Annotated in this window: 20 protein-coding genes and 2 pseudogenes; 16 read left to right on the top strand and 6 right to left on the bottom strand. The window is 63.0% G+C overall.

The window, feature by feature from the left end:
- The first annotated feature begins 1 nt into the window (after position 1).
- Positions 2-1708: an amylo-alpha-1,6-glucosidase gene (locus H2LOC_RS13015; RefSeq protein WP_246206826.1), complete on the top strand. Its 1707-nt coding sequence runs from the start codon at positions 2-4 to the stop codon at positions 1706-1708.
- Positions 1709-1727: 19 nt separating this feature from the next.
- Positions 1728-2735 (top strand): SDR family oxidoreductase, encoded by a 1008-nt coding sequence (locus H2LOC_RS13010; RefSeq protein WP_136496770.1) that lies wholly within the window; start codon positions 1728-1730, stop codon positions 2733-2735.
- Between the two features lie 2 nt (positions 2736-2737).
- Here the strand turns inward: H2LOC_RS13010 and H2LOC_RS13005 are convergent, their stop codons facing one another.
- Complete coding sequence (locus H2LOC_RS13005; protein ID WP_136496769.1) at positions 2738-3112, bottom strand: sensory rhodopsin transducer; 375 nt, start codon at positions 3110-3112, stop codon at positions 2738-2740.
- Between the two features lie 197 nt (positions 3113-3309).
- Between H2LOC_RS13005 and H2LOC_RS13000 the strand changes: the two are divergent.
- From H2LOC_RS13000 to H2LOC_RS12955, 10 genes and pseudogenes are all read left to right on the top strand, one after another.
- Positions 3310-3990 (top strand): annotated as a pseudogene (locus tag H2LOC_RS13000) (aquaporin); the annotation flags it as partial.
- Between the two features lie 187 nt (positions 3991-4177).
- Positions 4178-4936: an ABC transporter ATP-binding protein gene (locus tag H2LOC_RS12995; protein WP_136496767.1), complete on the top strand. Its 759-nt coding sequence runs from the start codon at positions 4178-4180 to the stop codon at positions 4934-4936.
- The gene (locus H2LOC_RS12990) at positions 4933-6459 is read left to right on the top strand and encodes a permease (RefSeq protein WP_136496766.1); all 1527 of its coding nucleotides are present in this window, start codon (positions 4933-4935) and stop codon (positions 6457-6459) included. The genes H2LOC_RS12995 and H2LOC_RS12990 overlap by 4 nt, the downstream gene beginning before the upstream one ends.
- Positions 6460-6583: 124 nt before the next feature.
- Positions 6584-6862, top strand: a complete 279-nt coding sequence (locus H2LOC_RS12985) for a helix-turn-helix domain-containing protein (RefSeq protein WP_136497110.1) — start codon at positions 6584-6586, stop codon at positions 6860-6862.
- 150 nt (positions 6863-7012) lie between these two features.
- On the top strand, positions 7013-9019 hold the full coding sequence (gene hyfB, locus H2LOC_RS12980; RefSeq protein WP_136496765.1) for a hydrogenase 4 subunit B: 2007 nt from the start codon (positions 7013-7015) through the stop codon (positions 9017-9019).
- Positions 9010-9963: a respiratory chain complex I subunit 1 family protein gene (locus H2LOC_RS12975; RefSeq protein WP_136496764.1), complete on the top strand. Its 954-nt coding sequence runs from the start codon at positions 9010-9012 to the stop codon at positions 9961-9963. The genes hyfB and H2LOC_RS12975 overlap by 10 nt, the downstream gene beginning before the upstream one ends.
- A complete protein-coding gene (locus H2LOC_RS12970; protein WP_136496763.1) occupies positions 9963-10625 on the top strand; it encodes a hydrogenase-4 component E in 663 nt (220 codons plus the stop codon). Before H2LOC_RS12975 ends, H2LOC_RS12970 begins: the two co-directional genes overlap by 1 nt.
- On the top strand, positions 10622-12070 hold the full coding sequence (locus H2LOC_RS12965; RefSeq protein ID WP_136496762.1) for a hydrogenase 4 subunit F: 1449 nt from the start codon (positions 10622-10624) through the stop codon (positions 12068-12070). The genes H2LOC_RS12970 and H2LOC_RS12965 overlap by 4 nt, the downstream gene beginning before the upstream one ends.
- 22 nt (positions 12071-12092) lie before the next feature.
- On the top strand, positions 12093-13607 hold the full coding sequence (locus tag H2LOC_RS12960) for a hydrogenase large subunit (RefSeq protein ID WP_136496761.1): 1515 nt from the start codon (positions 12093-12095) through the stop codon (positions 13605-13607).
- Between the two features lie 103 nt (positions 13608-13710).
- A complete protein-coding gene (locus tag H2LOC_RS12955) occupies positions 13711-14220 on the top strand; it encodes an NADH-quinone oxidoreductase subunit B family protein (RefSeq protein WP_136496760.1) in 510 nt (169 codons plus the stop codon).
- Between the two features lie 92 nt (positions 14221-14312).
- Here the strand turns inward: H2LOC_RS12955 and amoC are convergent, their stop codons facing one another.
- Positions 14313-15089, bottom strand: a complete 777-nt coding sequence (gene amoC / locus H2LOC_RS12950) for a bacterial ammonia monooxygenase, subunit AmoC (RefSeq protein ID WP_136496759.1) — start codon at positions 15087-15089, stop codon at positions 14313-14315.
- A 159-nt stretch (positions 15090-15248) separates the two neighbouring features.
- On the opposite strand from amoC, the gene H2LOC_RS12945 reads away from it, so the two are divergent.
- The 3 genes from H2LOC_RS12945 (at position 15249) to H2LOC_RS12935 (ending at position 18990) form a co-directional block, all read left to right on the top strand.
- Positions 15249-16232 carry a GlxA family transcriptional regulator gene (locus H2LOC_RS12945; protein WP_136496758.1) on the top strand — a complete coding sequence of 328 codons (984 nt, stop codon included), beginning with the start codon at positions 15249-15251 and terminating at the stop codon, positions 16230-16232.
- 193 nt (positions 16233-16425) lie between these two features.
- A complete protein-coding gene (locus tag H2LOC_RS12940) occupies positions 16426-18228 on the top strand; it encodes an amidohydrolase (RefSeq protein ID WP_136496757.1) in 1803 nt (600 codons plus the stop codon).
- Between the two features lie 276 nt (positions 18229-18504).
- Complete coding sequence (locus H2LOC_RS12935) at positions 18505-18990, top strand: hypothetical protein (protein WP_136496756.1); 486 nt, start codon at positions 18505-18507, stop codon at positions 18988-18990.
- A 304-nt stretch (positions 18991-19294) separates the two neighbouring features.
- On the opposite strand, the gene H2LOC_RS12930 is transcribed toward H2LOC_RS12935, so the two are convergent.
- From H2LOC_RS12930 to H2LOC_RS22005, 4 genes and pseudogenes are all read right to left on the bottom strand, one after another.
- Complete coding sequence (locus tag H2LOC_RS12930) at positions 19295-20215, bottom strand: HNH endonuclease (protein WP_162009762.1); 921 nt, start codon at positions 20213-20215, stop codon at positions 19295-19297.
- A gap of 109 nt (positions 20216-20324) precedes the next feature.
- On the bottom strand, positions 20325-20492 hold the full coding sequence (locus H2LOC_RS12925; RefSeq protein WP_202620457.1) for a hypothetical protein: 168 nt from the start codon (positions 20490-20492) through the stop codon (positions 20325-20327).
- Between the two features lie 14 nt (positions 20493-20506).
- Positions 20507-20835 (bottom strand): annotated as a pseudogene (locus tag H2LOC_RS12920) (HigA family addiction module antitoxin).
- Positions 20836-20844: 9 nt separating this feature from the next.
- Positions 20845-21285, bottom strand: a complete 441-nt coding sequence (locus H2LOC_RS22005) for a hypothetical protein (RefSeq protein ID WP_343040025.1) — start codon at positions 21283-21285, stop codon at positions 20845-20847.
- Between the two features lie 37 nt (positions 21286-21322).
- Between H2LOC_RS22005 and H2LOC_RS12910 the strand changes: the two genes are divergently transcribed.
- Positions 21323-21889 (top strand): NADPH-dependent FMN reductase, encoded by a 567-nt coding sequence (locus H2LOC_RS12910; protein WP_246206825.1) that lies wholly within the window; start codon positions 21323-21325, stop codon positions 21887-21889.
- Positions 21890-21906: the final 17 nt, after the last annotated feature.

Below are 21906 nucleotides of genomic sequence, written 5' to 3'. Positions count from 1 at the left end.
CATGCTCAAGACGCGCTACTGCAACCAGGATTTCGTCCGCGAACTCGTCATCCGCACGCCGAAGGACATGCCTTCGGCCGTCTACGCCAGCGGCAGAATCAGCTTCGCGATAGATCTTGCGCCCAAAGCGAGCTGGCGCGGCTGCCTGCTCTATGAACCGGGCGATGCGGAAAAATCCTTCAAGGCGCCGTTCGACCGCGCCGAAGACAGCGGCCAGTCGGACATCGGGAAGAGATCCGCGGCGTGGCGCGAGAATGTTCTGCGAATCCGAACCAGCAACGACAATTTCGCAAAGCTGTTCGAGCAGGCGATCGACGACATGGCGGCGTTGCGTTTTCCGATCGGCGACGAAGGCGGGCTTTTGTTTGCGCCCGCCGCGGGCATTCCCTGGTATCTCGCCCTATTCGGACGCGACAGTCTCATCGCCTCGTTGCAGAACGCCATCATCTTCCCGGATTTCGCGCGCGCGGCGCTCAAGGCTCTGGGGCGTCTGCAGGCGAAGGAGCGCGACGATTTCCGCGACGCCGAACCGGGCAAAATCCTCCACGAGCTGCGGCTTGGCGAGCTGGCGCAACTCGGCCTCGCGCCGCAATCGCCCTATTACGGCACGGCCGACGCGACCATCCTTTATCTGATTGCGCTCCATACCGCCTGGCGCTGCACCGGCGACGCCCGGATACTGAAGGATCATCTGGAGACGGCGGAAAACTGCCTCGAATGGATCGACCGCTACGGCGATCGCGACGGCGACGGATTTCAGGAATATGAGACGCGCTCGCCGAAGGGCTATGAGAACCAGGGCTGGAAGGATTCCGGCAGTTCGGTGGTCTACCCCGACGGCTCGCTGGTGAAGGGCCCCAAGGCGCTTTGCGAGCTGCAAGGCTATGTCTACGACGCCTGGCGGCGGATGGGCGAAGTCTATCGTTTTCTGGGACAGGAGGACCGCGCCCGGCGCCTGCAGGACAAGGCGAAGGATCTCTTCGAGAGATTCAACCGGGTCTTCTGGGACGAGGACAGCGGCTTTTACGCCTTCGCGCTCGACGGCGCCAAACGCAAAGTGACCTCCGTCGCCTCCAACCCTGGCCATTGCCTGTGGTCGGGGATCGTTCCTCCCGAACGCGCGGGCCGCGTCGTGCAGCGGTTGATGCAGCCCGACATGTGGAGCGGCTGGGGCGTGCGCACCCTGTCGTCGAACAATCCCGCCTATAATCCGCATTCCTACCAGAGAGGCTCGGTCTGGCCTCACGACAACGGCGTCATCGCAATGGGTTTCAGGCGTTACGGCTACGCCGGAGAAGCCGCGCGCATCGCCCATGCGGTGACCGGCGCCGGGGCCTATTTCTCGCTGCACCAGATGCCCGAGCTCTATTCCGGCGTCGAGCGCGGACCGATGCAGTTTCCGGTCAGATATCGCGGAGCCAATGTGCCGCAGGCCTGGGCGGCGGGGTCGACTTTCGCCTTTTTGCAGATGCTGGTCGGATTTCAGCCCGACGCTCCCTCGGGCAAGCTCTATATCGACCCCTATCTGCCCGAGTGGCTGCCTGATCTCGAGCTTTTCGGCCTCGCCATGGGGCGGCGGAAATTCGACCTGCGGCTATGGCGGCGCAAGGGACAGACCTGCTGGGAAACGCTTTCGGGAGACCGGAGCTGCATAGAGCAAAGGCCTTACGGCGAGGGGGGCGAGCCGCCTCGCGACAACGAGGCTTAAACCGCAACGAGGGTGGAACATGGGTCCATTCGCGCGCAATCAGATCAACGCGACCGTGGTCATAACGGGGGGCTCCGCCGGCCTGGGGCGCGCCCTCGCGCATCGCTTCGCTGAGGCCGGTGCGCGGGTCGGGATCATAGCGCGCGACGCGCAGGCGTTGGCGTCGCTCAAAGACGAATTCGCTTCGTCGGGCGTCACCGTGCATATCGAGGACTGCGACGTCGCCGACGCCGCGGCAGTTTTCATGGCGGCTGACGAAATGGAGCGCGCGCTCGGGCCGATCAACATCTGGATCAACTGCGCGATGCTCACCGTGTTCTCGCCTTTCGAGCGCATCACGCCCGAGGAGTTTCGCCGCGTCACCGAGGCCACTTATCTCGGCTATGTCCATGGAACGATGGCGGCCTTGCGCCGCATGAAGCCCCGAAACAGCGGAACCATCCTGCAGATCGGATCGGCGCTGGCCTATCGCGCGATACCGCTGCAATCAGCCTATTGCGGGGCGAAACACGCCATTCGCGGCTTCACCAATTCGCTGCGCTGCGAATTGCTTCGCGACCGCAGCAGCATAAAGCTGACGATGGTGCAATTGCCCGCGATGAACACGCCGCAATTCGATTGGGCGCGCACCCATATGGGGCGCGAGCCGCGTCCCGTGGCGCCGGTCTATCAACCCGAAGCCATCGCAGAGGCTGTGTTCCGGGCGGCGCAGGAGGGCCGCAGGGAATATTGGCTCGGCCGCGCGACCATCGCCGCGATCCTCGGCGACATGGCGGCGCCCGCCTTCCTCGACCGCTTCCTTGCGCGCCACGCCTATGTCGCGCAGGAACGCGCCGTCGCCGTCGGTCCGACGAGGTGCGACAATCTGTTTGCGCCGATTACTGAACTGCATCGCATTCACGGTTCCTTCGACGCGGAAGCTGCAGCGCGCGTATTCATGTGGCCGGAGCTGCGCATCCGCGCGGCTGCTGCGGGAGCCGCAATTATTTTGGTCCTCGTCATTCTATGGCTGCTTGCGGAGCTTTAGCGTCAGCCGCACGAGAAAGCGATGGTCGAGAGCAGGGCGACGTTGGGATTGCGCGAATCGAGCCGCGTATGCTGGACGACGACCGGCTCGCTGGACAGAATCAGCGACGCATAGGGCGTATCGCGCGGGATGGTTTCGGGATCGACGAGATCGTTGAAACGAAGATGCAGCGTCCGCCGAGCGCCCACGGTCACGCGATAGGGCCCCGCGGGCTCCCTGTTCTCGAAGTAGATCGTTATCGAAAGCTGCGCGTCCCTGTCGCCCGCGTTGAGAATGCAGGCTGCCTCATGCGAGACCAGGGCCGGATCGGCGCTGACGCTCGCGCCGGGTATGTAGCCTTCCGCTATGGCCCAGGATTTGTTTCCGACAGCCGGCATTCTATCCCTCCGCTTCCCCGTATTAACTAGCGCTTCTTCGTCGAGCGGCAGGATAGATTCGTCTCCTTTTGCCGCGGTCTTCGCTCGCGATTCCGCGCGCAGGATTAAATAGTCCTCAGCAAACCAAACGCGAGCGCAGGACATGCGTCACGATAAACCCGCCGAAGCGAAAGAGGCGCGAGTAGCGAAAAGCTTTCGCCGAATTCTGGGGCGCTTATCTGCTGGTGTTTGCGGTCGCCTGCGGCGACGCCGCCAGCGCCCTGAACCCGAGCGAGGCGACGCGCCTTCACGCGGCAGTCGCCTCGGGGCTGGTGATCACGGTCGCAACCTATTTCCTCGGCTCGGTCAGCGGCGCGCATCTAAATCCGGCGGTTACTTTCGCCTTTGCGCTGCGGGGCAATTTTCCCTGGAAGAGAACGCCCGCCTATGTGATCGCTCAGCTCGCCGGCGGCGCTCTGGCGGCGCTGACGATAAAACTGACTTTCGGGACGCTCGGGGAACTCGGCGCCACAGTTCCCGGTCCGGGCGTCGCTCCGATGCAGGCTTTCGTGGTCGAAGCCGTGCTGACGATCGGACTGGTCAACGCCGTTCTCGGCACAGCTTCGGGCGCGCGCAACACCGGCACGAACGCGGGAATAGCCATCGGAATATACAATGCCGTCGCCAAGCTGTGCGCCGCCGCGCTGACAGGGGCTTCGATGAATCCCGCGCGTTCGCTCGGCCCGGACATCATCCGCGGGGATTTTTCCGCGACCTGGATCTATGTGTTCGCTCCGTTGCTCGGGGCGATCATAGGCGTCGGCTTCGAATGGGCGCTGAAGGGACCGCCGACCCCATCCGGAGACCAGGGCTCAGGGGGAAGAGGGAAAAAACGTTAAAGACGATTAGCGTTACCGGGAGAATCCGGTCACGCCCGGATGTCTTTTCGTTTACGGAAAATACACGGGACGCGGCGCTTTTTGAACCTCGGTCAATCCCGACCGCGCATCGCTCCAGGGCGCGGCTCGATTAAGCGAAGCGGCGCCCGCTTCGCTCCGGCTTTTCAGCGTTTCAGCGGGCACCTGCATGAACGACATTTCTTCGCCTCTCGCCCTCAAAATCCGCGGGCTGGCCAAAACTTTCGAGCGTCCAGCGGTGGACGGTCTCGATCTGACCGTTCTCGGGGGGGAGTTCTACACGCTGCTGGGGCCCAACGGCGCCGGCAAGACCACCACCTTGCGCATGGTCACCGGCCTGCAGGCCCCCGACCGCGGTTCCATCTCCATCTTCGGCGTCGACGCGTTGGCCGACCCCATCGGCGCAAAGCGCATCATGGCCTGGGTTTCGGACGAGCCGATGCTCTACGACCAGTTCACGCCGATGGAATATCTCGATTTCGTCGCAGGCCTGTGGGGCGTCGATCCGGGCGTCGCGGAGACGCGGGCGCGCGAACTTCTCTCCTGCCTCGGCCTTGCTCCCCATGCGGACGAGCGCTGCGGCCCCTTTTCCAAAGGCATGCGCCAGAAACTGGCGCTCGCCGGCGCTCTCGTGCACGAGCCGAGGCTCATCATCCTCGACGAGCCCTTCACGGGCCTCGACGCCGCCTCATCGCGCGTGGTCAAGGATGTCCTGCGCGAGAAAGTGCGCGCAGGCTGCTCCGTCATCATGACCACCCATATTCTGGAGGTCGCCGAACGCATGGCCGACCGCATCGGCGTCATGGCGAGCGGCAGGCTCATCGCCGAAGGCCGGCTCGACGAGCTGCGCTTGCGGGCAGGGGCGGGAGACGCGAGCCTCGAGGACACGTTCCTCACTCTCGTCGCGCAGGAACAGGCCGCGGCATGAGCGCTCCCGGCTCCATCCTGTGGTTCGCCGCGCATGAGGCGCGACTGGCGTGGCGCGATTGGCTCTTGCTGATGACCGCGGGGAGGCGCCGCCGCGTCGGGGTCGCGGCTCTGGGCTTTGGCGCTTTCGTCCTTTTCCTGCACGGCGTCGCCTATCTGGCGCTGTCGCGCTCCGAGCGAGCGCCGGGCGCGAGCGACGCCGGCCTGCTCGTCTTCGTCGCCGGGACGCTGGCGCTCTCCTTTTCCGCGATGCTCTCCCAGGCGATGGAATCGGTCACGCGCGCCTTTTATGCGCGCGGCGACCTCGAGCTTATCCTGACGTCCCCCGCGCGATCGGCGCGGCTCTTCGCCGTTCGCATCGCGGCGATCGCGGCTACGATCTGTTCGATGTCGCTGGTCTTCGCCGCACCCTTCATCAATGTGCAGGCGTGGCTCGCGGGGCCTCGGTGGCTGAGCGCCTATCTTGTGGCCGCGGCGCTGTCCATGCTCGCCGCCGCGGTCGCCATCGTGATCGTCGGGGCCTTGTTCGTCGCCATCGGGGCGAGGCGCACCCGGCTGATCTCGCAGATCGTCGCAGCCGTGATCGGCGCGGCTTTCGCGATCGGGCTTCAATTCGCCGCGATCGTCTCCTTCGGCACGATCGCCGCCCCGCGCTTCGCCGTGCTGGAGCGGCTGGCGCTGGAGCCCGACAGCGCCTTGTTGTGGCCCGCCCGCGCCGCTTTCGGCGATCCCGCGGCGCTCGCCCTGCTGCTGGGCGTCGGCGCGACCGCGCTCGGCGCCGTGATCGCGGTTTTCGCGCCGCGCTTCGGCGAGCTTGCGATCGCCGCCGGCGGGGCCTCCTTCGCCGTGAGCAAGAAACACCGTCGCTCGGAGCGTTTCGGTAGTTCGTCGCCGGCGCAGGCGCTGCGCCGCAAGGAGTGGACGCTGCTGCTGCGCGACCCCTGGCTGATGTCCCAGACCCTCATGCAGCTGCTCTATCTGTTGCCGGCGGCGTTTCTGCTGTGGCGCAGTTTCTTCAGCGAAAGCGGCGTCGCGACCTTTCTCGCGCCGGTCCTGATCATGTCGGCCGGACAGCTGGGCGGCGGTCTCGCCTGGCTCGCGGTCTCCGGCGAAGACGCGCCGGAGCTCATCGCCACCGCTCCCGTGGCGGCCAGCCATGTGCTGCGGGCCAAGGCCGAGGCGGTCCTCGTCGGAATCGGCGCGGTGTTCATTCCTCTGGTTCTGATGCTGGCGACCGTCTCGCTTCGCGCGGCGCTGGTCTCGATGGCCGGCGTGATCCTCGCCGCAGGCTCCGCCACGGCGATCCAGTATTGGTTCCGCGCCCAGGCCAAACGCAGCCATTTCCGCCGGCGCCAGACCTCCTCGCGCATCGCTACTTTCGCCGAGGCGATATCCTCGAACGGCTGGGCCGGCGTCGGCGCGCTCGCGGCCATGGGTAGCTGGCTCGCCGTGGCGCCCGCCGTGATCGTCGTTGCGATCCTCGTCGTCGTGTGGGCGCTCAGCCCGGCGAGGGCCTCGGCCTGAGATTCCTGCGATCGAGGTTTGGCCGGTCGAGCGCCCTTTGGCCCGCAATTTACCTTGCGCCATGATGAATGAAGTATTAAGCGTCATTATTAATGGTATAGACCACGAAACTGAAGTCCCTGACATGATCACAGCCGCCCAGCTTCGAGCGGCGCGCGCGTTGGTCGGCGTGGATCAGCGCAAGCTGGCCGAGCTTTCCGGGCTCTCGCTCCCCACCATCCAGCGGATGGAGACGAGCGAAGATGTCGTGCGCGGAAACGTGGACTCGCTGACCAAATTGATCGCTGCGCTCGAAAGCTTAGGTCTGGAGCTGATCAACGAGGGGGCGATCAGCCACGGCGGCGGTCGCGGCGTCCGGTTGAAAAACGCTTCGGCGGCCCGGTCCGCGCGCGGAGAGGAATGAAGCCTTGCACGGCGCTTCGTGGAACTGCGGACGCGCTTTTCGCTCAGCCTCGCGCGAGCGATCGAGAAACAGCGCCAGATCGTCGACCGGGCGAATTCTCGTTCGGGAAGTCCGGCTTGATTGCAAAATTCGCTCGAGGGGAGCCAGGCAATGCCCTTGACCATCGTCTTGTGGAGCGTCGCCGCGCTGCTCGGAGCGGGGGGGCTCGCCGCAGCTCTCGCCGGCAGGCGCATCGACGCCACGCGACTCGTCTATGGGCTTTGTTTCGGCATCTGCCTCACGATATTCGCCGCAGCGGTCATGCCCCGCGGCGCGGCGGCGCTGACGGTCGCTCTGCCGATGGGAATCCCCTGGGTCGGCGCGCATTTTCGCCTCGATGTTCTCAGCGCCTTCTTTCTCGCGATCGTCAATCTCGCTGGCGCGGCGGCGAGTTTCTACGCGATAGGCTATGGCGCGCATGAAAAGCATCCCTCGCGCATATTGCCGTTCTTCCCGGTTTTTCTCGCCGGCATGAATCTCGTGGCCCTGGCGGACGACGCCTTCAGCTTTCTGGTCGCCTGGGAATTCATGTCGCTTTCGTCCTGGGCCCTCGTCCTGGCCCATCACGAAGACGCCGAGAACCGCCGTGCGGCTTTCATCTATCTGGTCATGGCGAGTTTCGGGGCGCTGTCGCTGCTTTTAGGCTTTGGGCTGCTCGCGGGCGCCAGCGGGGAATATTCCTTCGCTTCGATCCGCGCCGCGCAGCATGAGCCATGGAAGGCGGGTCTCGTCCTCGGCCTCGCGCTGCTCGGGGCGGGGTCCAAGGCGGGACTGGCGCCCGTCCATATCTGGCTGCCTCTCGCTCACCCCGCGGCGCCGAGCCATGTGTCCGCGCTGATGAGCGGCGCCATGACCAAGGTGGCGGTCTACGGCTTCATCCGCATCGTTTTCGATCTTTTGGGTCCGCCTGCTTTCTGGTGGGGCATAGGGCCGATGACGCTCGGCGCCGCCACCGCCGCCCTCGGCATTCTGTTCGCCACGATCCAAAGCGATCTGAAAAAGCTTCTCGCCTACAGCACTATCGAGAACATCGGCGTCATCTTCATCGCGCTCGGTCTCGCTCTGGCGTTCAAGGCCAACGGTATGGCGCTGCCGGCGGCGCTGGCCTTCACGGCGGCGCTGTTCCACGCCTTCAATCATTCCCTGTTCAAAAGCATTCTTTTCTTCGGCGCCGGGGCGGTGCTGACCGGCGCCGGGGAGCGCGACATCGAGCGGCTCGGCGGCCTGATCCATAGAATGCCGCAGACCGCTTTCGTCATGCTCGGGGCCGCGATGGCGATTTCGGCCTTGCCGCCGTTCAACGGCTTCGTCTCGGAGTGGATGATTTTCCAGGCGATATTGCTCAGCCCGTCGCTGCCGCAATGGAGCCTGAAGCTGGTCGTGCCCGCGGTCGGCGCGACTCTCGCCCTGAGCGCCGCCCTGACGGCCGGCTGTTTCGTGCGTGCTTACGGCGTCGCCTTCCTGGGTCGCGCCCGGTCGGAAGCCGCGGCCGCCGCGCGCGAAGTCGATCCCTGGTCGCGCTCGGCGATGTCGTTCCTTTTGGCGCTGTGCCTGCTCGCCGGCGTGCTGCCGAGCTATATGATCGATACGATCTCTCCCGCCGCGCGCCTCTTCGTCGGAGGACGGATGCCGGCCCAGGAGGAAATCCCCTGGCTGTCGATAGCGCCGATCGCGGAGAGCCGCAGTTCCTATAACGGCTTGCTTCTGGCGGTCTTCATCGCCGCGTCGGCCGCGCTCGCCGCCTGGCTGGTTCACGTTCTCGCCTCGCGAAAAATGCGTCGCGGTCCGGCCTGGGACTGCGGCTTCCCGGAGCAGAGCCCGGCCACGCAATACACCGCGAGCAGCTTCTCACAGCCCGTCCGCCGCGCCCTCGGCGACATTGTGTTCGTCGCGCGCGAGCATCTCGACATGCCGGCTCCCGGCGATACGCGGCCGGCGCGGTTCGGCCTCGAGATCCGCGACCGCCTGTTCGACGGCTTCTACATGCCGGTCTCGCGGGGCGTCGGTTATATCGCCGATTTTCTCAACCGGGCGCATTACCTAACCATCCAGGGTTATCTCGGCCTCGTTTTTGCGGCTCTCGTCCTGCTGCTGCTGGTGGTGGCGATATGGCAATGATCTTGGAAATAGCGGCCCAGGGCGCGCAGATGGGTCTCGTTCTCGCGTTGTCGCCGCTTCTCGTCGGCCTCACGCGCAAGGCCAAGGCGCGGCTGCTGCGGCGGCGCGGTCCCTCCCTCTTCCAGCCCTATCGCGATCTGCTTCGTCTCCTGCGCAAGGAAACCGTCCTCGCGGAAAACGCGTCATGGCTGTTTCGATCGGCGCCCTATCTGATCTTCGCCGCGACATGGGTCGCCGCCGCGCTGATACCGACCTTCGCGACCGGCCTGATGTTCAGCTGGTCCGGCGATCTCATCGCGATCGCGGCTCTGCTCGGCAGCGCCAGATTCTTTCTCGCGCTCGCCGGCATGGACGTCGGGACGAGCTTCGGCGGCATCGGTTCCAGCCGGGAGACGATGTTCGCCTCTTTCGCCGAGCCGGCGACCATCATGATCGTTTTCACCGTGTCCCTGATCGCGGGTTCGACCCAGCTCTCCGAGATCGCGGCGAGCACTCTGTCCCATTACGAGCTGCGCGTCTCCTTCGGCCTCGCGCTGATCGCCCTCGCGATCGTCGCCATCGCCGAGAACGGGCGCATTCCGGTCGACAATCCAGCGACGCATCTCGAACTGACCATGGTGCACGAGGCGATGGTTCTCGAATATTCCGGGCGCCATCTCGCGATGATCGAACTCGCCTCGGCGCTGAAGCTTCTGCTCTACCTCTCGATGATCGCCTGCATCTTCGCGCCCTGGGGCATGGCCCCGGCCGGCGCCGGGGCGAGAGCCCTGGGGTTGGGCGCGCTGGCCTATGTCGCCAAAATGGCCGTCGGGGGCTTCCTGCTGGCCTTTTTCGAGATTTCCACCGCCAAGATGCGCGTGTTCCGGGTTCCCGATTTCCTGGGCGCGGCGCTGATGCTCGGCCTGCTCGGGACCCTGCTGCTCTTCGTTTCAAGGAGCCTGTGATGGAACGGCTTTATTTCGACGTTGCGCATCTTTTTGCGGGCAGTCTCGTGCTGATGAGCTTCGTGCTGCTCTATCAGGACCGCATGACCGGCCTCATCAACGTCTTCACAATGCATGCGGTGGTGCTTTCCCTCTCCGTCGGCTGGCAGGCCTATGCCCAGAACGCTCCGCATCTCTACATAACCGCCGGGATCGCAGTTCTGTTCAAAGCCGTGATCATACCCATCAGCCTGCAAAACATGATAGAGCGCATGGGAATACACCGCGAGATCGAGGTGGTGGGCGGGATCGGCCCCACCATGCTCCTCGGGATCGCTCTCGTCGCGCTTTCACTCGCCGTCGTGCTGCCCGCGACCGCCGCCGCAGATCCGCTGGCCCGCGAGGACATCGCCTTTGCGCTTTCGGTCGTGCTGCTCGGGCTTTTGATGATGGTGACGCGGCGCAACGCGGTCAGCCAGATCATCGGCTTCATGTCGCTCGAAAACGGGCTCATACTCGCCGCCACCGGCGCCAAGGGCATGCCGCTCGTCGTGGAGATCAGCGTCGCCTTTTCGGTGCTGATCGCCTTCATCGTGATCGGCATCTTCCTGTTCCGCATCCGGGAGCGCTTCGATACGGTGGACGTGCAGGAGCTCGACCGCGTGCGCGGGAGCACGAAATGACGCTGGCCGATATCGACGCCACGGCCTTGCTGCTCGCCATCCCCGGCTTCACGGCCCTGGCCCTGGCGGCTTTGTCCGGCTATCGCGTCGCCTCTCAAATCAATGTCGCGGCTTCCGCGCTCTCTTTTCTTTGCGCAGCGTCGCTCCTCGTCCATCGGCCTGCGAGCGGCGGCTATCTCTTCGTCGACGACCTCAACATCGTCTTCATCGTCCTCTCGACCTTCATCGGATTCACCACCAGCGTCTTCAGCGCCAGCTACATCGAGCACGAGATCGAAACGGGAAAGCTTTCCGCCGTCAATGTGCGCTTTTACCACGCCATTTATCAGGCGCTGATGTTCGCGATGAATCTGGCTTTGCTCGCCGACAACATCGGGCTGATGTGGGTGGCGGTCGAGATCGCGACGCTGACCACGGTGATGATGGTCGGCATCTATCGCACGCCGGAGGCGCTCGAGGCGGCGTGGAAGTATTTCATTCTCGGCAGCGTCGGAATCGCGCTCGCTCTGTTCGGCACCATCCTGGTCTATATGTCGGCGCAGCCCGCGCTCGGCGAGGGCTCCGACGCCATGGTCTGGACCTCGCTGATGCAGCATGCGGCGCGGTTCAGCCCGCGCCTGCTCAATGTCGCCTTCGTTTTTCTCATGCTGGGCTATGGAACCAAAGTGGGCCTCGCGCCGATGCACGCCTGGCTGCCCGACGCCCACGCCGAGGGGCCGACGCCGATCTCGGCGGTGCTGTCTGGCCTGCTGCTCAATGTCGCCCTATACGCCGTGCTGCGTTTCAAGATGCTGCTCGCGGCCAACGCCGGCGCCATTTCTCCCGGCCCGCTGATGGCGACGCTCGGCCTCGTCTCGCTGATCTTCGCCGCCTTCATGCTCTACAGGCGCGACGACATCAAACGGCTGTTCGCCTATTCCTCGATCGAGCACATGGGCGTCATCGCCTTTGCTTTCGGCATGGGCGGGCCGCTCGCCAATTTCGCCGGCCTGCTGCACATGACCATGCACAGCCTCACCAAATCCGCCATTTTTTTCGCCGTGGGCCATGTCGCCCAGGTGAAGGGCACGCAGAAGATCGCTCGCATCTCCGGCCTTACGGTAAGCCATCCCGTGATCGGGTGGGGGCTGGTCGCGGGCGTCGCGGCCATCGCGGGGCTACCGCCGCTCGGCATTTTCACAAGCGAGTTCCTCATCGTCTCGTCGACCTTTGCGCGGCAGCCCCTGCTCGCCGTTCCTCTGGCGTTGGGGCTGCTGGTCGCTTTCGGCGCGCTGCTGTTGCGCCTCACGGAAATGGCGTTCGGCGAGCCCACGGAGAACGCCGGGAAGGCGCAAGCCTCGGTGATTCCCTTGTTCGCTCATCTGTCGCTGGTGCTGCTCGCGGGACTCTGGCTGCCCCCGCAGCTCGTGGACTGGTTTCAGAATGTCGCGCGGTTCTTGGGATAGTCGGGAAAGGGGCGTCGGGGACATGATGTCGTTGCGCGAGACGATGTTGAGAGGGCGGGAGGCGCGGGCCTGCCGGCCCTGGCCGCGCCATGTCGTCGATCACAGCGTCTGGCTGCGCGCCGCCCGCGAGCTCGGCAAAGGGCGGGGCGACATGCTGGGCCTCTGGAGCGACGGCGCCGAGGTTCATATGGCCATATTGGACCATGAAACCTCGCAGATCGGTCTGCTCAGCATCGATTGTCCCGAGGGACGGTTCCCCTCGGTCGCGCATCTGCATCCGCCCGCCATGAGGCTCGAGCGCGCCATAGGGGACATTTACGGCCTCGCCGCCCAGGGACTGCCCGATCGGCGCCGCTGGCTCGATCATGGCCGCTGGGGCCTGCGTCATCCAGGACGCAGCTCAGAAAATTCCGAACCTTCCGGCGACGCTTACGCCTTTTTGCCGGCGGAAGGAGCGCCGCTGCACCAGATTCCCGTAGGCCCGGTCCATGCCGGCATCATCGAGCCGGGACATTTTCGCTTTTCCGCCAACGGCGAGACCGTCGTCCGGCTGGAAGAACGCCTGGGCTATGTCCACAAGGGGATCGAGCGATTGATGGCGGGGGCTACGCTGGAGCGAGCGGCGCGCCTCGCGGGGCGCGTTTCCGGCGACAGCACGGTGGCTTATGCGCTCGCCTTCGCCCGGGCTGTCGAGGCGGCGCTCGAAATGGAAGTTCCGCGGCGCGCCGTGTGGCTGCGCGCGCTGATGGCGGAGCTCGAACGCCTCGCCAATCATTTCGGCGACATCGGCGCGATCTGCAACGACGCTTCCTTTTCTCTGATGCACGCGCATTGCGGGGTCATGCGCGAGCATATACTGCGCGCGGCGCAGGTCTGTTTCGGCCATCGTCTGATGATGGACCGTATCGTTCCGGGTGGCGTCGCCGCAGATCTGTCCGAGGAAGGCGTCGAGGCCCTGCGCGCTTTCCTGAAGACCGCCGAAAGGCTGGTTCCCAATTTCGTGCGGCTTTACGGCGACACCACCTCACTGCAGGATCGCACGGTCGGCGCGGGATTCGTGCGGCCCGAACTCGCGCGTCAATACGCCTGCGGCGGCTTTGTCGGCCGCGCCTCGGGCCGCGCCTTCGACGCAAGGCGCCTTCCCGGCTATGCGCCCTATGACGAGCTGAACTTCAAATTCGGAGCTTCGACCACGGGAGACGTCGACGGGCGCATCTGGGTGCGTTTTGATGAAATCCGCGCGTCGCTGCCGCTCATCGAACAGATCCTCGATCGCCTGCCGTCGGGGGAGATCCGCGCCGAGGCGTCGTCCTGCGGCGAAACCCGCGAAGGCGCCGCGCTCGTCGAGGGATTCCGCGGCGATATTTTCGTATGGGCGAAACTCGGCGCTTCAGGCGTCGTCGAGCGATGCCATCTGCGCGATCCGTCGTGGTTCCAGTGGCCGCTTCTGGAAGCTGCGATCGAAGGAAACATCGTCGCCGATTTCCCGCTCTGCAACAAATCCTTCAACTGCTCATATTCGGGGCACGATCTCTAGAGTGTTTCCATACCTTATGGAAACACTCTAATTTTTTGTTTTAACGCGTTTCCCACGCCGAACCGGCGTCCGCTTCGGCTGGAAACGCTCTAAGGGCTCGAACATGCGCAAATTTCTCTTTCAAGGGTTGCTGCGAAACCCGCTGACGGAGGCCGCGCCTTCGCCGGATCAAGATGCGCTCGCCGAACTCGGCGCCTCACTGGCGCGAGCCTCGCGCCGCAGGCTTGGGCGAAGCCTTTCGATCCGCGAGGTCGACGCCGGCTCCTGCAACGGCTGCGAGCTCGAGATTCACGCGCTCGGCAACGCAATCTACGACATCGAGAGATTCGGGCTTCGTTTCGTCGCGTCGCCGCGGCACGCCGACGTGCTGCTCGTCACAGGGCCGGTGACGAAGAATATGCGCGAGGCGCTGGAGCGAACCTATAACGCCACGCCAGATCCCAAATGGGTCGTCGCCGTCGGCGATTGCGCCCTCAATGGCGGCGTTTTCGCGGGAAGCTACGCCTGCGTCGGCGCGGTTGCAGAGGTGATCCCGGTCGATCTTCACATAAAGGGCTGCCCGCCGGACCCCATGGCGCTGCTGAAAGGCCTCATCGCGCTTGTAGAAGCTTAAAACTCTCCCGGCCGGGCGACCGGGAGAGAGAAGCATCCCTGGGAGCATATCGGGAGCGCTTCTTTGAAATCCCGCAAAAGCGGGAATTTAAATCACTCCGCCAGAAGCAGAGCGACGCCTTCCTGGCCGAGCAGGCGCCTCACGTTCAACAGCAGCTGCAGAACGACGCCGAACACGCCCAGCGCCATCCATCCGAAGAACACGAAGCCCCAATGCAGCGGCGCGACGAACAGCTCCTCCATGAACCAGAAGGTATGACCCCATTCATTGAGGCCGACATTGGGGATGATCATGAAGGGACCCACCGAGACGATCAGATAGGCCAGCGAATAGCCCTTGGAGAAATAGGGAATTCGCGTCTTGGCGTGGAAGAAGGCGCCGACGGCCAGGATCGAATAGATCGGATAGCTCATGTAGAACTCGATGATGTGCGACGGCGTGAAATCGGTGTCGCGTATCACTGTCATGTGCCAGGTGCCGTCCTGCTCCGTAAAGAATGACGCGCCCCAATAGATCGCGGCCGCATAGGCGACCAGCCATTTGGCGTTGTCGACGATGGCGCGCATTTCCTGGCGCGGCGTCACCACCGACATGTCGCGAATGCGCGTCTTCCAGAGATAGCCGGCGAGCCCCAGTCCGCACACCAGCTCCAGCGGAATCTCGGTCCATAGAATCGAGAGCCAGTAGGTCTGGAATTCGGGCGCGAAGGAATCGAGCCCGGCGCGCCAGCCGAAGATCTGCTCATAGATGCGAACGATCATATAGAAGCAGTTGAGAACGGCGAGGCCGATCCACATGCCCTTCAGATCGACGATCGGCTTTGCGTCGTCCGCCGCGCCGATGGCGGCGGTTTGTGTCGATATGCTCATTTCTTTCTCCGTCTTCTCCGGTGGCGTCTTCCTCCGGTAACGGAAATGTCCTCGACCTCGGGACCGTTTGCAGCTAGTCTTATTTGACAATAATGATGCTATTTTCGCCAGCGGATCTGCCAAATCGAATACAAAGTTGGCCAAATCTTGGAGCGTGCGATGGATGTTGTCGTTCTCGGCTACCGCAGCTGCATCGGCTCCGCCTTTCTCGGCGCTTACGACATGCTGACGATGAGCCTGCGCATGCTGACGAGGCCCGGCAGGCCGCCGCCGTTCGAAGTCGTCACCGCGAGCTTTTCCGGCGAAGCTTTCGTCGACGGAAACGGCAGACGGCTCGATGTCGACAGGGGGTTGGAGTCGATCAAATCCTGCGACGCGGTCATCGTTCCGGCTTACATCTGCGACGGAACCGACCGCCTCGATCAATCCAGCGAGATCGGCGCCGTCGCGGCGTGGCTAAGGCGCCAGCATGCGCTCGGAGCCGCCATATGCGGCTCCTGCAACGGGGTCTTCATCCTCGGCGAAGCCGGCCTGCTGGATCGAAGACGCTGCACCACCACCTGGTGGCGTCACGACGATCTCAAAAGCAATTATCCCCGCGCCCAGGTCGCATGGGGCGCGTCGTTGATCGAAGACGGCCGGGTGGTGACGGCCGGCGGTCCGCTGTCGTGGATCGATCTCTCGCTCCATGTGATCCGCACGCTCTGCGGCGGGGAGGCGGCCAAAAAGGCGGCCGATTTCACCGTGGTGGAAACGACGCCGTCCAATCAGACTGTTTATGTTCCTCCCGGCCATCTCGCGGCCTCGAACCAATTTTTGCTCGAAGCCGAGCATGCGGTGCGCCAGGCCGGCCATTCCCCGATCACCGCGCGCCAGCTTGCGCTGGCGCTGAAATCCTCGGAGCGCACCCTGCACCGGCGGCTCAAGGAGATTTCCGGCGAAACGCCCAAAGGCTTCATCGATCGGGTTCGATTCGAGACCACGCGGACGCTGCTCGAAACAACCAAGCATTCGATAAAGGAGCTCGCTCAAACTTCGGGCTATGCCGACGCCACCAGTTTTCGGCGGGCGTTCCAGCGCTATTCCGGCATGACCCCGGGCGCCTATCGCACATGGGCGCGCAGCCGTCGTGGAGCGGAATGAGCGGGGAAGGATTGCAGCTTGACCTCGGCCTTGCCGGCGGCAAGGTTTCAACATAGGCTTCACCCGTTGAAATTGCTTCGCTTTTCACGGGGGAAGTAAAAATATGTGCCTCATTTGTGGAAACGCCGGTTTTGGGCGGATGTGGGGACGTCTCTCGTCGAGCAAGGAGGATCGTTCGGCTTCGGCAATCCCAATGACGCGCCGGCAACTGGTGGCTTCCGGCGTGGCTGTGGGAGCGCTGGCGGCGACCGCACAACCGGCCCTTTCCGCGCCTGAAACAGTCACCGTCTTCCGCAACGGACGTATTTATACCGTCGAGGACTCACAGCCCTGGGCGCAGGCCGTGGCGGTGCGGGGACGACGCATCGTCTATGTCGGCGACGACGCCGGCGCCGTAAAATTCGCAGGACCGGGCGCCGATGTCTACGATCTGAACGGCCGCATGATGCTGCCGGGTTTCGTCGAGGCCCACTGGCATCTCGCCACCGTGGCTTTCGCCCGCGGAGCCTGGGTGAATTACGACCGGACCGAAGAAATCTACGAGGCCTTGCGCCAATACGCCAAGTCCCATCCAGATGAGAAAATCATTTCGGGATTTGGATGGATCGCCGCCGATTTCCCCGCAACAGGGCCGCGCAAGGAGCCGCTGGACGAGATTATTCCCGATCGGCCCGTGCTGCTGATCTCCAACGACTTCCACAACTATTGGGTCAATTCCAAATTCCTCGAGATGGCGGGGATCGACAAGAATACGCCACGCGACGTCGTGCCGGGCTCCTCCTGGTTCGAAAAAGACCCCAAGACCGGCGAACCCACCGGGTTCATGAGCGAACCGCCTGCATTGTTCGCTGCGCTGGAGGCGCTCGAAAAGCACGGGATACAGCCCTATGGGCTCAAATCCGCCGCCGCGGCGATGGAGGAATGGCAGCCCAAGCTCGCGGGCGCGGGAATAACCACCTTCTTCGATGCGGGATTCGTTCTTTGGCCCGATCAGCAGCACAATGGCTTCGACATATTGCTCGATCTCGAACGCCGCGGGAAGCTGTTGCAGCGCGTAGTGGGCTCGTACTATTACAACGACGCCAAGATCGACCCGCTGCCGATCATCAGAGCCTATAAGAAGAAATATCAAACCGCGCTGGTTCAGGCCAATGTGCTCAAGCTGGTCGCGGACGGCACGGAATTGACCCGCACAGCCTATTATCTCCAGCCTTATGTAGGCAAAGGCGATTGGCGGGGCGAGCCGCTGATTCCGCCCGATGTGTTCAACCGCGTAGTCAACGCGGCCGATGCGGAAGGGTTCGACATGCATGTGCATGCCGTCGGCGACGCCGCCGTGCGCATGACGCTGGACGCCTATGAAGGAGCGATGAAAGCGAATGGTTCGCGAGACCGCCGCCACACGCTTTGTCACGCCTTCCTCACGGCGCCCGAAGATATCCCGCGCTTTAAAAAGCTCGGCGTCGTCGCCAATACGCAGATCCAGTGGGGCGTGCCCGACGCCAGCCAGTTGCTCATTCGCGAGATTTTGGGGGAAGAGCGCTGGAGCCGCATGTATTCTTTCAAGTCCTTCATGAATTCAGGCGCAACCGTTTCATTCGGCGCCGACGCGCTCGCGACCGGATACAAGGTCGTTTACAAGCCTCTGGAAGCGATCCAGGCGGGTCATACGCGGCAGGAGCCCGGCAAGCCCGACGGTCCGCTGCAGCCGCCCGCGAGCGAGCGTCTCTCCATCGCCGAGCTCATCCGCGGCTACACGCTCAACGGCGCCTATCAGCTGCGCAAGGAAAACGAGATCGGCTCGATCAAGGTCGGCAAGCTCGCCGATCTCGTCGTGCTCGAGCAAAACCTGTTCGACGTTGCGCCGCACGACATCGGCAAGGTGAAGGTGCAACTCACCATGATGGACGGGCGCATCACGCATCGCGATGGGATCGAACCGGCGGCGATGGCGAAACCCGCCGGCCGCAAAAGATCTTCGCGAAAAAGCGGCTGAACAAAAACTTGGAGTCTATCCTTGTTTCCATGAAACAGGAAAAGACTCTGGCGCCTGAGACCGGCTAACGACAACAGCTCTGCAGGAACCGACTTCGATCATGGCCTTCTCTTCGAAACGGTGTAGAGCGCCGGCGTCGCGCTCAATCAGTCCTTCCATATCCGTGATCGTCGCAGCGCTGCGGCCTGTTCCGCTACAGCACAGGAGAAGGACCTGTCCGCGGCGGAAATCGCAAAGCTCGTCCAAAATCCGCTCTCCGACGCGATCCTCGTTCCGATGGCGAACGACACTAATTTCGGCGTCGGGCCCTGGCGCCAGCCAGCCGATTATCTGCAAATCCAGCCTGTGGTTCCATTTCATATCAACGAGGATTGGAATCTGATCACCCGCACGACGATTCCCCTCATGTCGCAGGCTCGCATTTCATCGGCGCAAGGACGGGAGAACGGGATCGGCGACATTGTGCCTATCCTGGCGTTCTCGCCCTCTCACCCTGGTCCTGTCATTTGGGGCTTTGGTCCCACATTCTCGCTGCCGACGGCGACGGACAAAACGCTTGGAACGAGGCAATGGAGCGTCGGTCCCGCCGCCGTCGTGCTGATCATGCCGGATCCGTGGGTGTTCGGTGCGCTCGTGACCCAGCACTGGGGCTTCGCCGGCGCGCATGACGTCAATCGCATCAGTCGGTTCTCGGCGCAGCTTTTCGCGATCTATAACTTTCCCGATGGGACGTTCCTGTCCTCGACCCCCCGCTGGGAGTGATTTGACCGAGGCGCAGGGACGCCGCCCCCATCGTTTGCTCGAACCATAGTTCCGCCAGTCTTGTTGCGGGTTTCGCGTCCGGCCAGTTGACGGTCGAATAACTGAGGATGTTGTGCGCGGCAAAGCCGCGACCATGGATCTGATAGGCGCCAGGGCGAGGGGAGTGGCCATCCCTGAGCCAAACAGCCGGAAACTCGGGCTTTGGTCCGTGCTTGCCCGGTGCGGGCCATAGACCGATCTCCACGATCGGCAAATGATGCAATGGCAGGTCCGAGAGAACCAGAAGTCTCGCCGCTTCCTTGCTTCAATGCCTGAATATAATCTTCCGATGGAAGTCTAGATACCTTTTCTGCATGTCGGAGAACGGTCGGATTTGTAGCTCGCTTGGATCAAGCATGTTGATCTGACTCAAGACATGCTTCGGTAGCCGTGATGATATTCGCGGACGACCGTCGGCTTCGAAGGTCAAATAACCCCTGTCGAACATCACGTCATAGGTCGGCGTTAGAAGTAGCCCATTGGCGCCGTCCAGCCTTTCATTCGAGTTGTCGCAAAGACTCCAAGGCTTGATGTGGCTCGCACGTAACAGGAACGGTTCCATAACGCCGGTCAGGCGGCACCCTTTCTCGATCAGACCGACGTTTTCGCGATATTTCCCTTGTCCCACCCGCGCGAGACCAACCACGTTCCGTTCGGTTTCTGAGAGGTCGGGGGAATTTCTCAGGATTTCATCTTCGAGTAGAGCGGCGACGGCCAAGGTCAGGAAAGAGGTCGAAGCATCAACGAATGCATCGACGTCTTGCCCGAAGGCGTAAATTCCGAAACACACCGACTCCTCGTACACCGGAGCGAAGTCCTTGGGAGGAACCACTCCCTTCTTGAAGCGCCAACCATCGTGCGGCAGCGGGAGGAGGTCCGTGCCGTAGAAGTGGTGGATTCCCTGGAATTGAGCACTTTTCAGAAGCGGGTCGAACGGCTTTGTGGTCGACCCTTCAAGGCCCGCCCAGAGCGACCGTTCCGGGGTTTGCCAAGAGAAGTCGATGTGCAAGGAGATACGGAGATGCTTGAACTTTCCGATGCGAATGCCCCAGCCTTCATTCACGGTCTCAAACGGAACAGGGTTCCCGTCCTCGAGCAACCGCGCGATCGTCGGGAGTTCGGATAGGCGGCTAGAAACTCGTTTCGCGACATCTATCAGGAGCTTCTCATCGTCTTGGTCTGACATGATAATACCCATAAATACAAAGCGTTAGAACCATTTGAGCAGCACCGCTGTGTAGCAGTCCACCGCGGCAAAGCCCTGATAATTAAAGCAACTAGCTGTGAAGCCGGGGTTAAGACGGGATGACTAGCGGAAGGACGCCGCCCGCGCCCTTGCTGAGTCGCTGCAGCGTCGTCTCCTTGTTCCTGAAAGCTTCGAGAAAGACGAAAGGAAACTCCACAGCGTCGAAAGGACGCTCCGCCGGCGCCGAGATGGCTTCTTCGATTTCGACGGCGTTCACGGCGATTCGCCGACTCAGGAAAGCCGTTGATTGTCCGATTGGCCCTTGAACGGCAGGACCTTGATTTCCTTCTCCCGCTTGCGAGCCTGCGCGATATCGTAGCTGTTTTGCGTCCGCATGAGCGTGTCCATGGATACGCCGAACGCCTTTTCGAGACGTAACGCCATCTCAGGCGACAGATGCACCCGCTCGTTCAGGAGCGCCGATAACGCCGGACGGGTAACGCCCAGCACTTTAGCCGCGTGCGTCACCGAAAGGCCGAGAGGGGTTCGATGATCTCGCTCTTGACGAACCCGTCGGGATGAGCCGGGCTCTTCATCCTCAGTCCTTGCGTCGCCGTCATGATCCCCTCCTAATGGTAATCCTCATAGTCCAGGTCGACGATCTCGACTTCGGCTGGGTCGATCCGGACGTGATCCGCCAGTTTTTGTTGACGAACAGGCTCCAGGCGCCGTTGCGGGCGCCCGTCAACTGGTGCGCCTTCCAGGTGGGCACGGATCGCAGTTCCTATACGTTGTTTTCTCCACGGGTTCACTGTTACAATAGAAATCGAGCAACAAATTCGTATCCTTAGGCGAATTGTTGCGGTTGTTGTGGCGTCAAGCAATGCTGGAGATCGTCTTGCCGCCACTTGCGCAAAATCGGCCCATGCAGTCATCAGTTCTCGCCGTTTTTCTAACGCCGAACTACAGCGATTTGGCTGCTCGGCCTTGTCGCCGACAGCATGCGCGAGCGCGCTACGAGCTACGCCTCTTACAGCGCCCTGTATAATTTCGCCGGCGCCGCCGGCCATGTCGGTCCCATTTCGCCTAACTGTCCAGGAGACGGCGTTGACTTCAAGCCCGCTGCGCATTCTCGCTTTTTCCGGCAGTCTGAGAACTGCGTCCTCCAACGCCGCAACCCTGCAAGCGATGTCGATCCTGGCGCCGCCCGGAGTCGATATCGTTCTTTACGAAGGGCTCGCGAGGCTGCCCCACTTCAATCCCGATCTCGACCGCAGCGAGGCGCCCGAGCTTCTACCTCCGCAAGTCCGAGAACTGCGGCGGCAGGTGGGGCTCGCAAGCGGATTGCTGATCTCTTCGCCGGAATACGCCCATGGGGTGGCGGGCTCCTTCAAGAACGCTCTCGACTGGCTCGTCGCCAGTCTCGAATTCCCCGGAAAGCCGGTGGCGCTGATCAATACGGCGCCCCGCGCCGTGCATTCCGACGCCCAGCTTCGCGAGATCCTCGCCACCATGTCGGCGCGAGTGATCGCAGGGGCTTCGATCACCGCGCCGATTTCGGGCGTCGGGCGGAATCTCGACGCGCAAGCCATAGCGGCCGACCCTGAGCTGTCGCGCCAGCTGCGCCAGGCGCTCGGCGTCTTTGTCGAAGCAGTTGTCGCTGCGCCGGAATAGACGCGTTTGGGATGAAA

This window comes from Methylocystis heyeri, from assembly GCF_004802635.2.
Taxonomy (GTDB): Bacteria; Pseudomonadota; Alphaproteobacteria; order Rhizobiales; family Beijerinckiaceae; genus Methylocystis; species Methylocystis heyeri.
The sequence above is the reverse complement of the archived record's forward strand: the minus strand, read 5'-3'. Positions and strand labels throughout refer to the sequence as shown.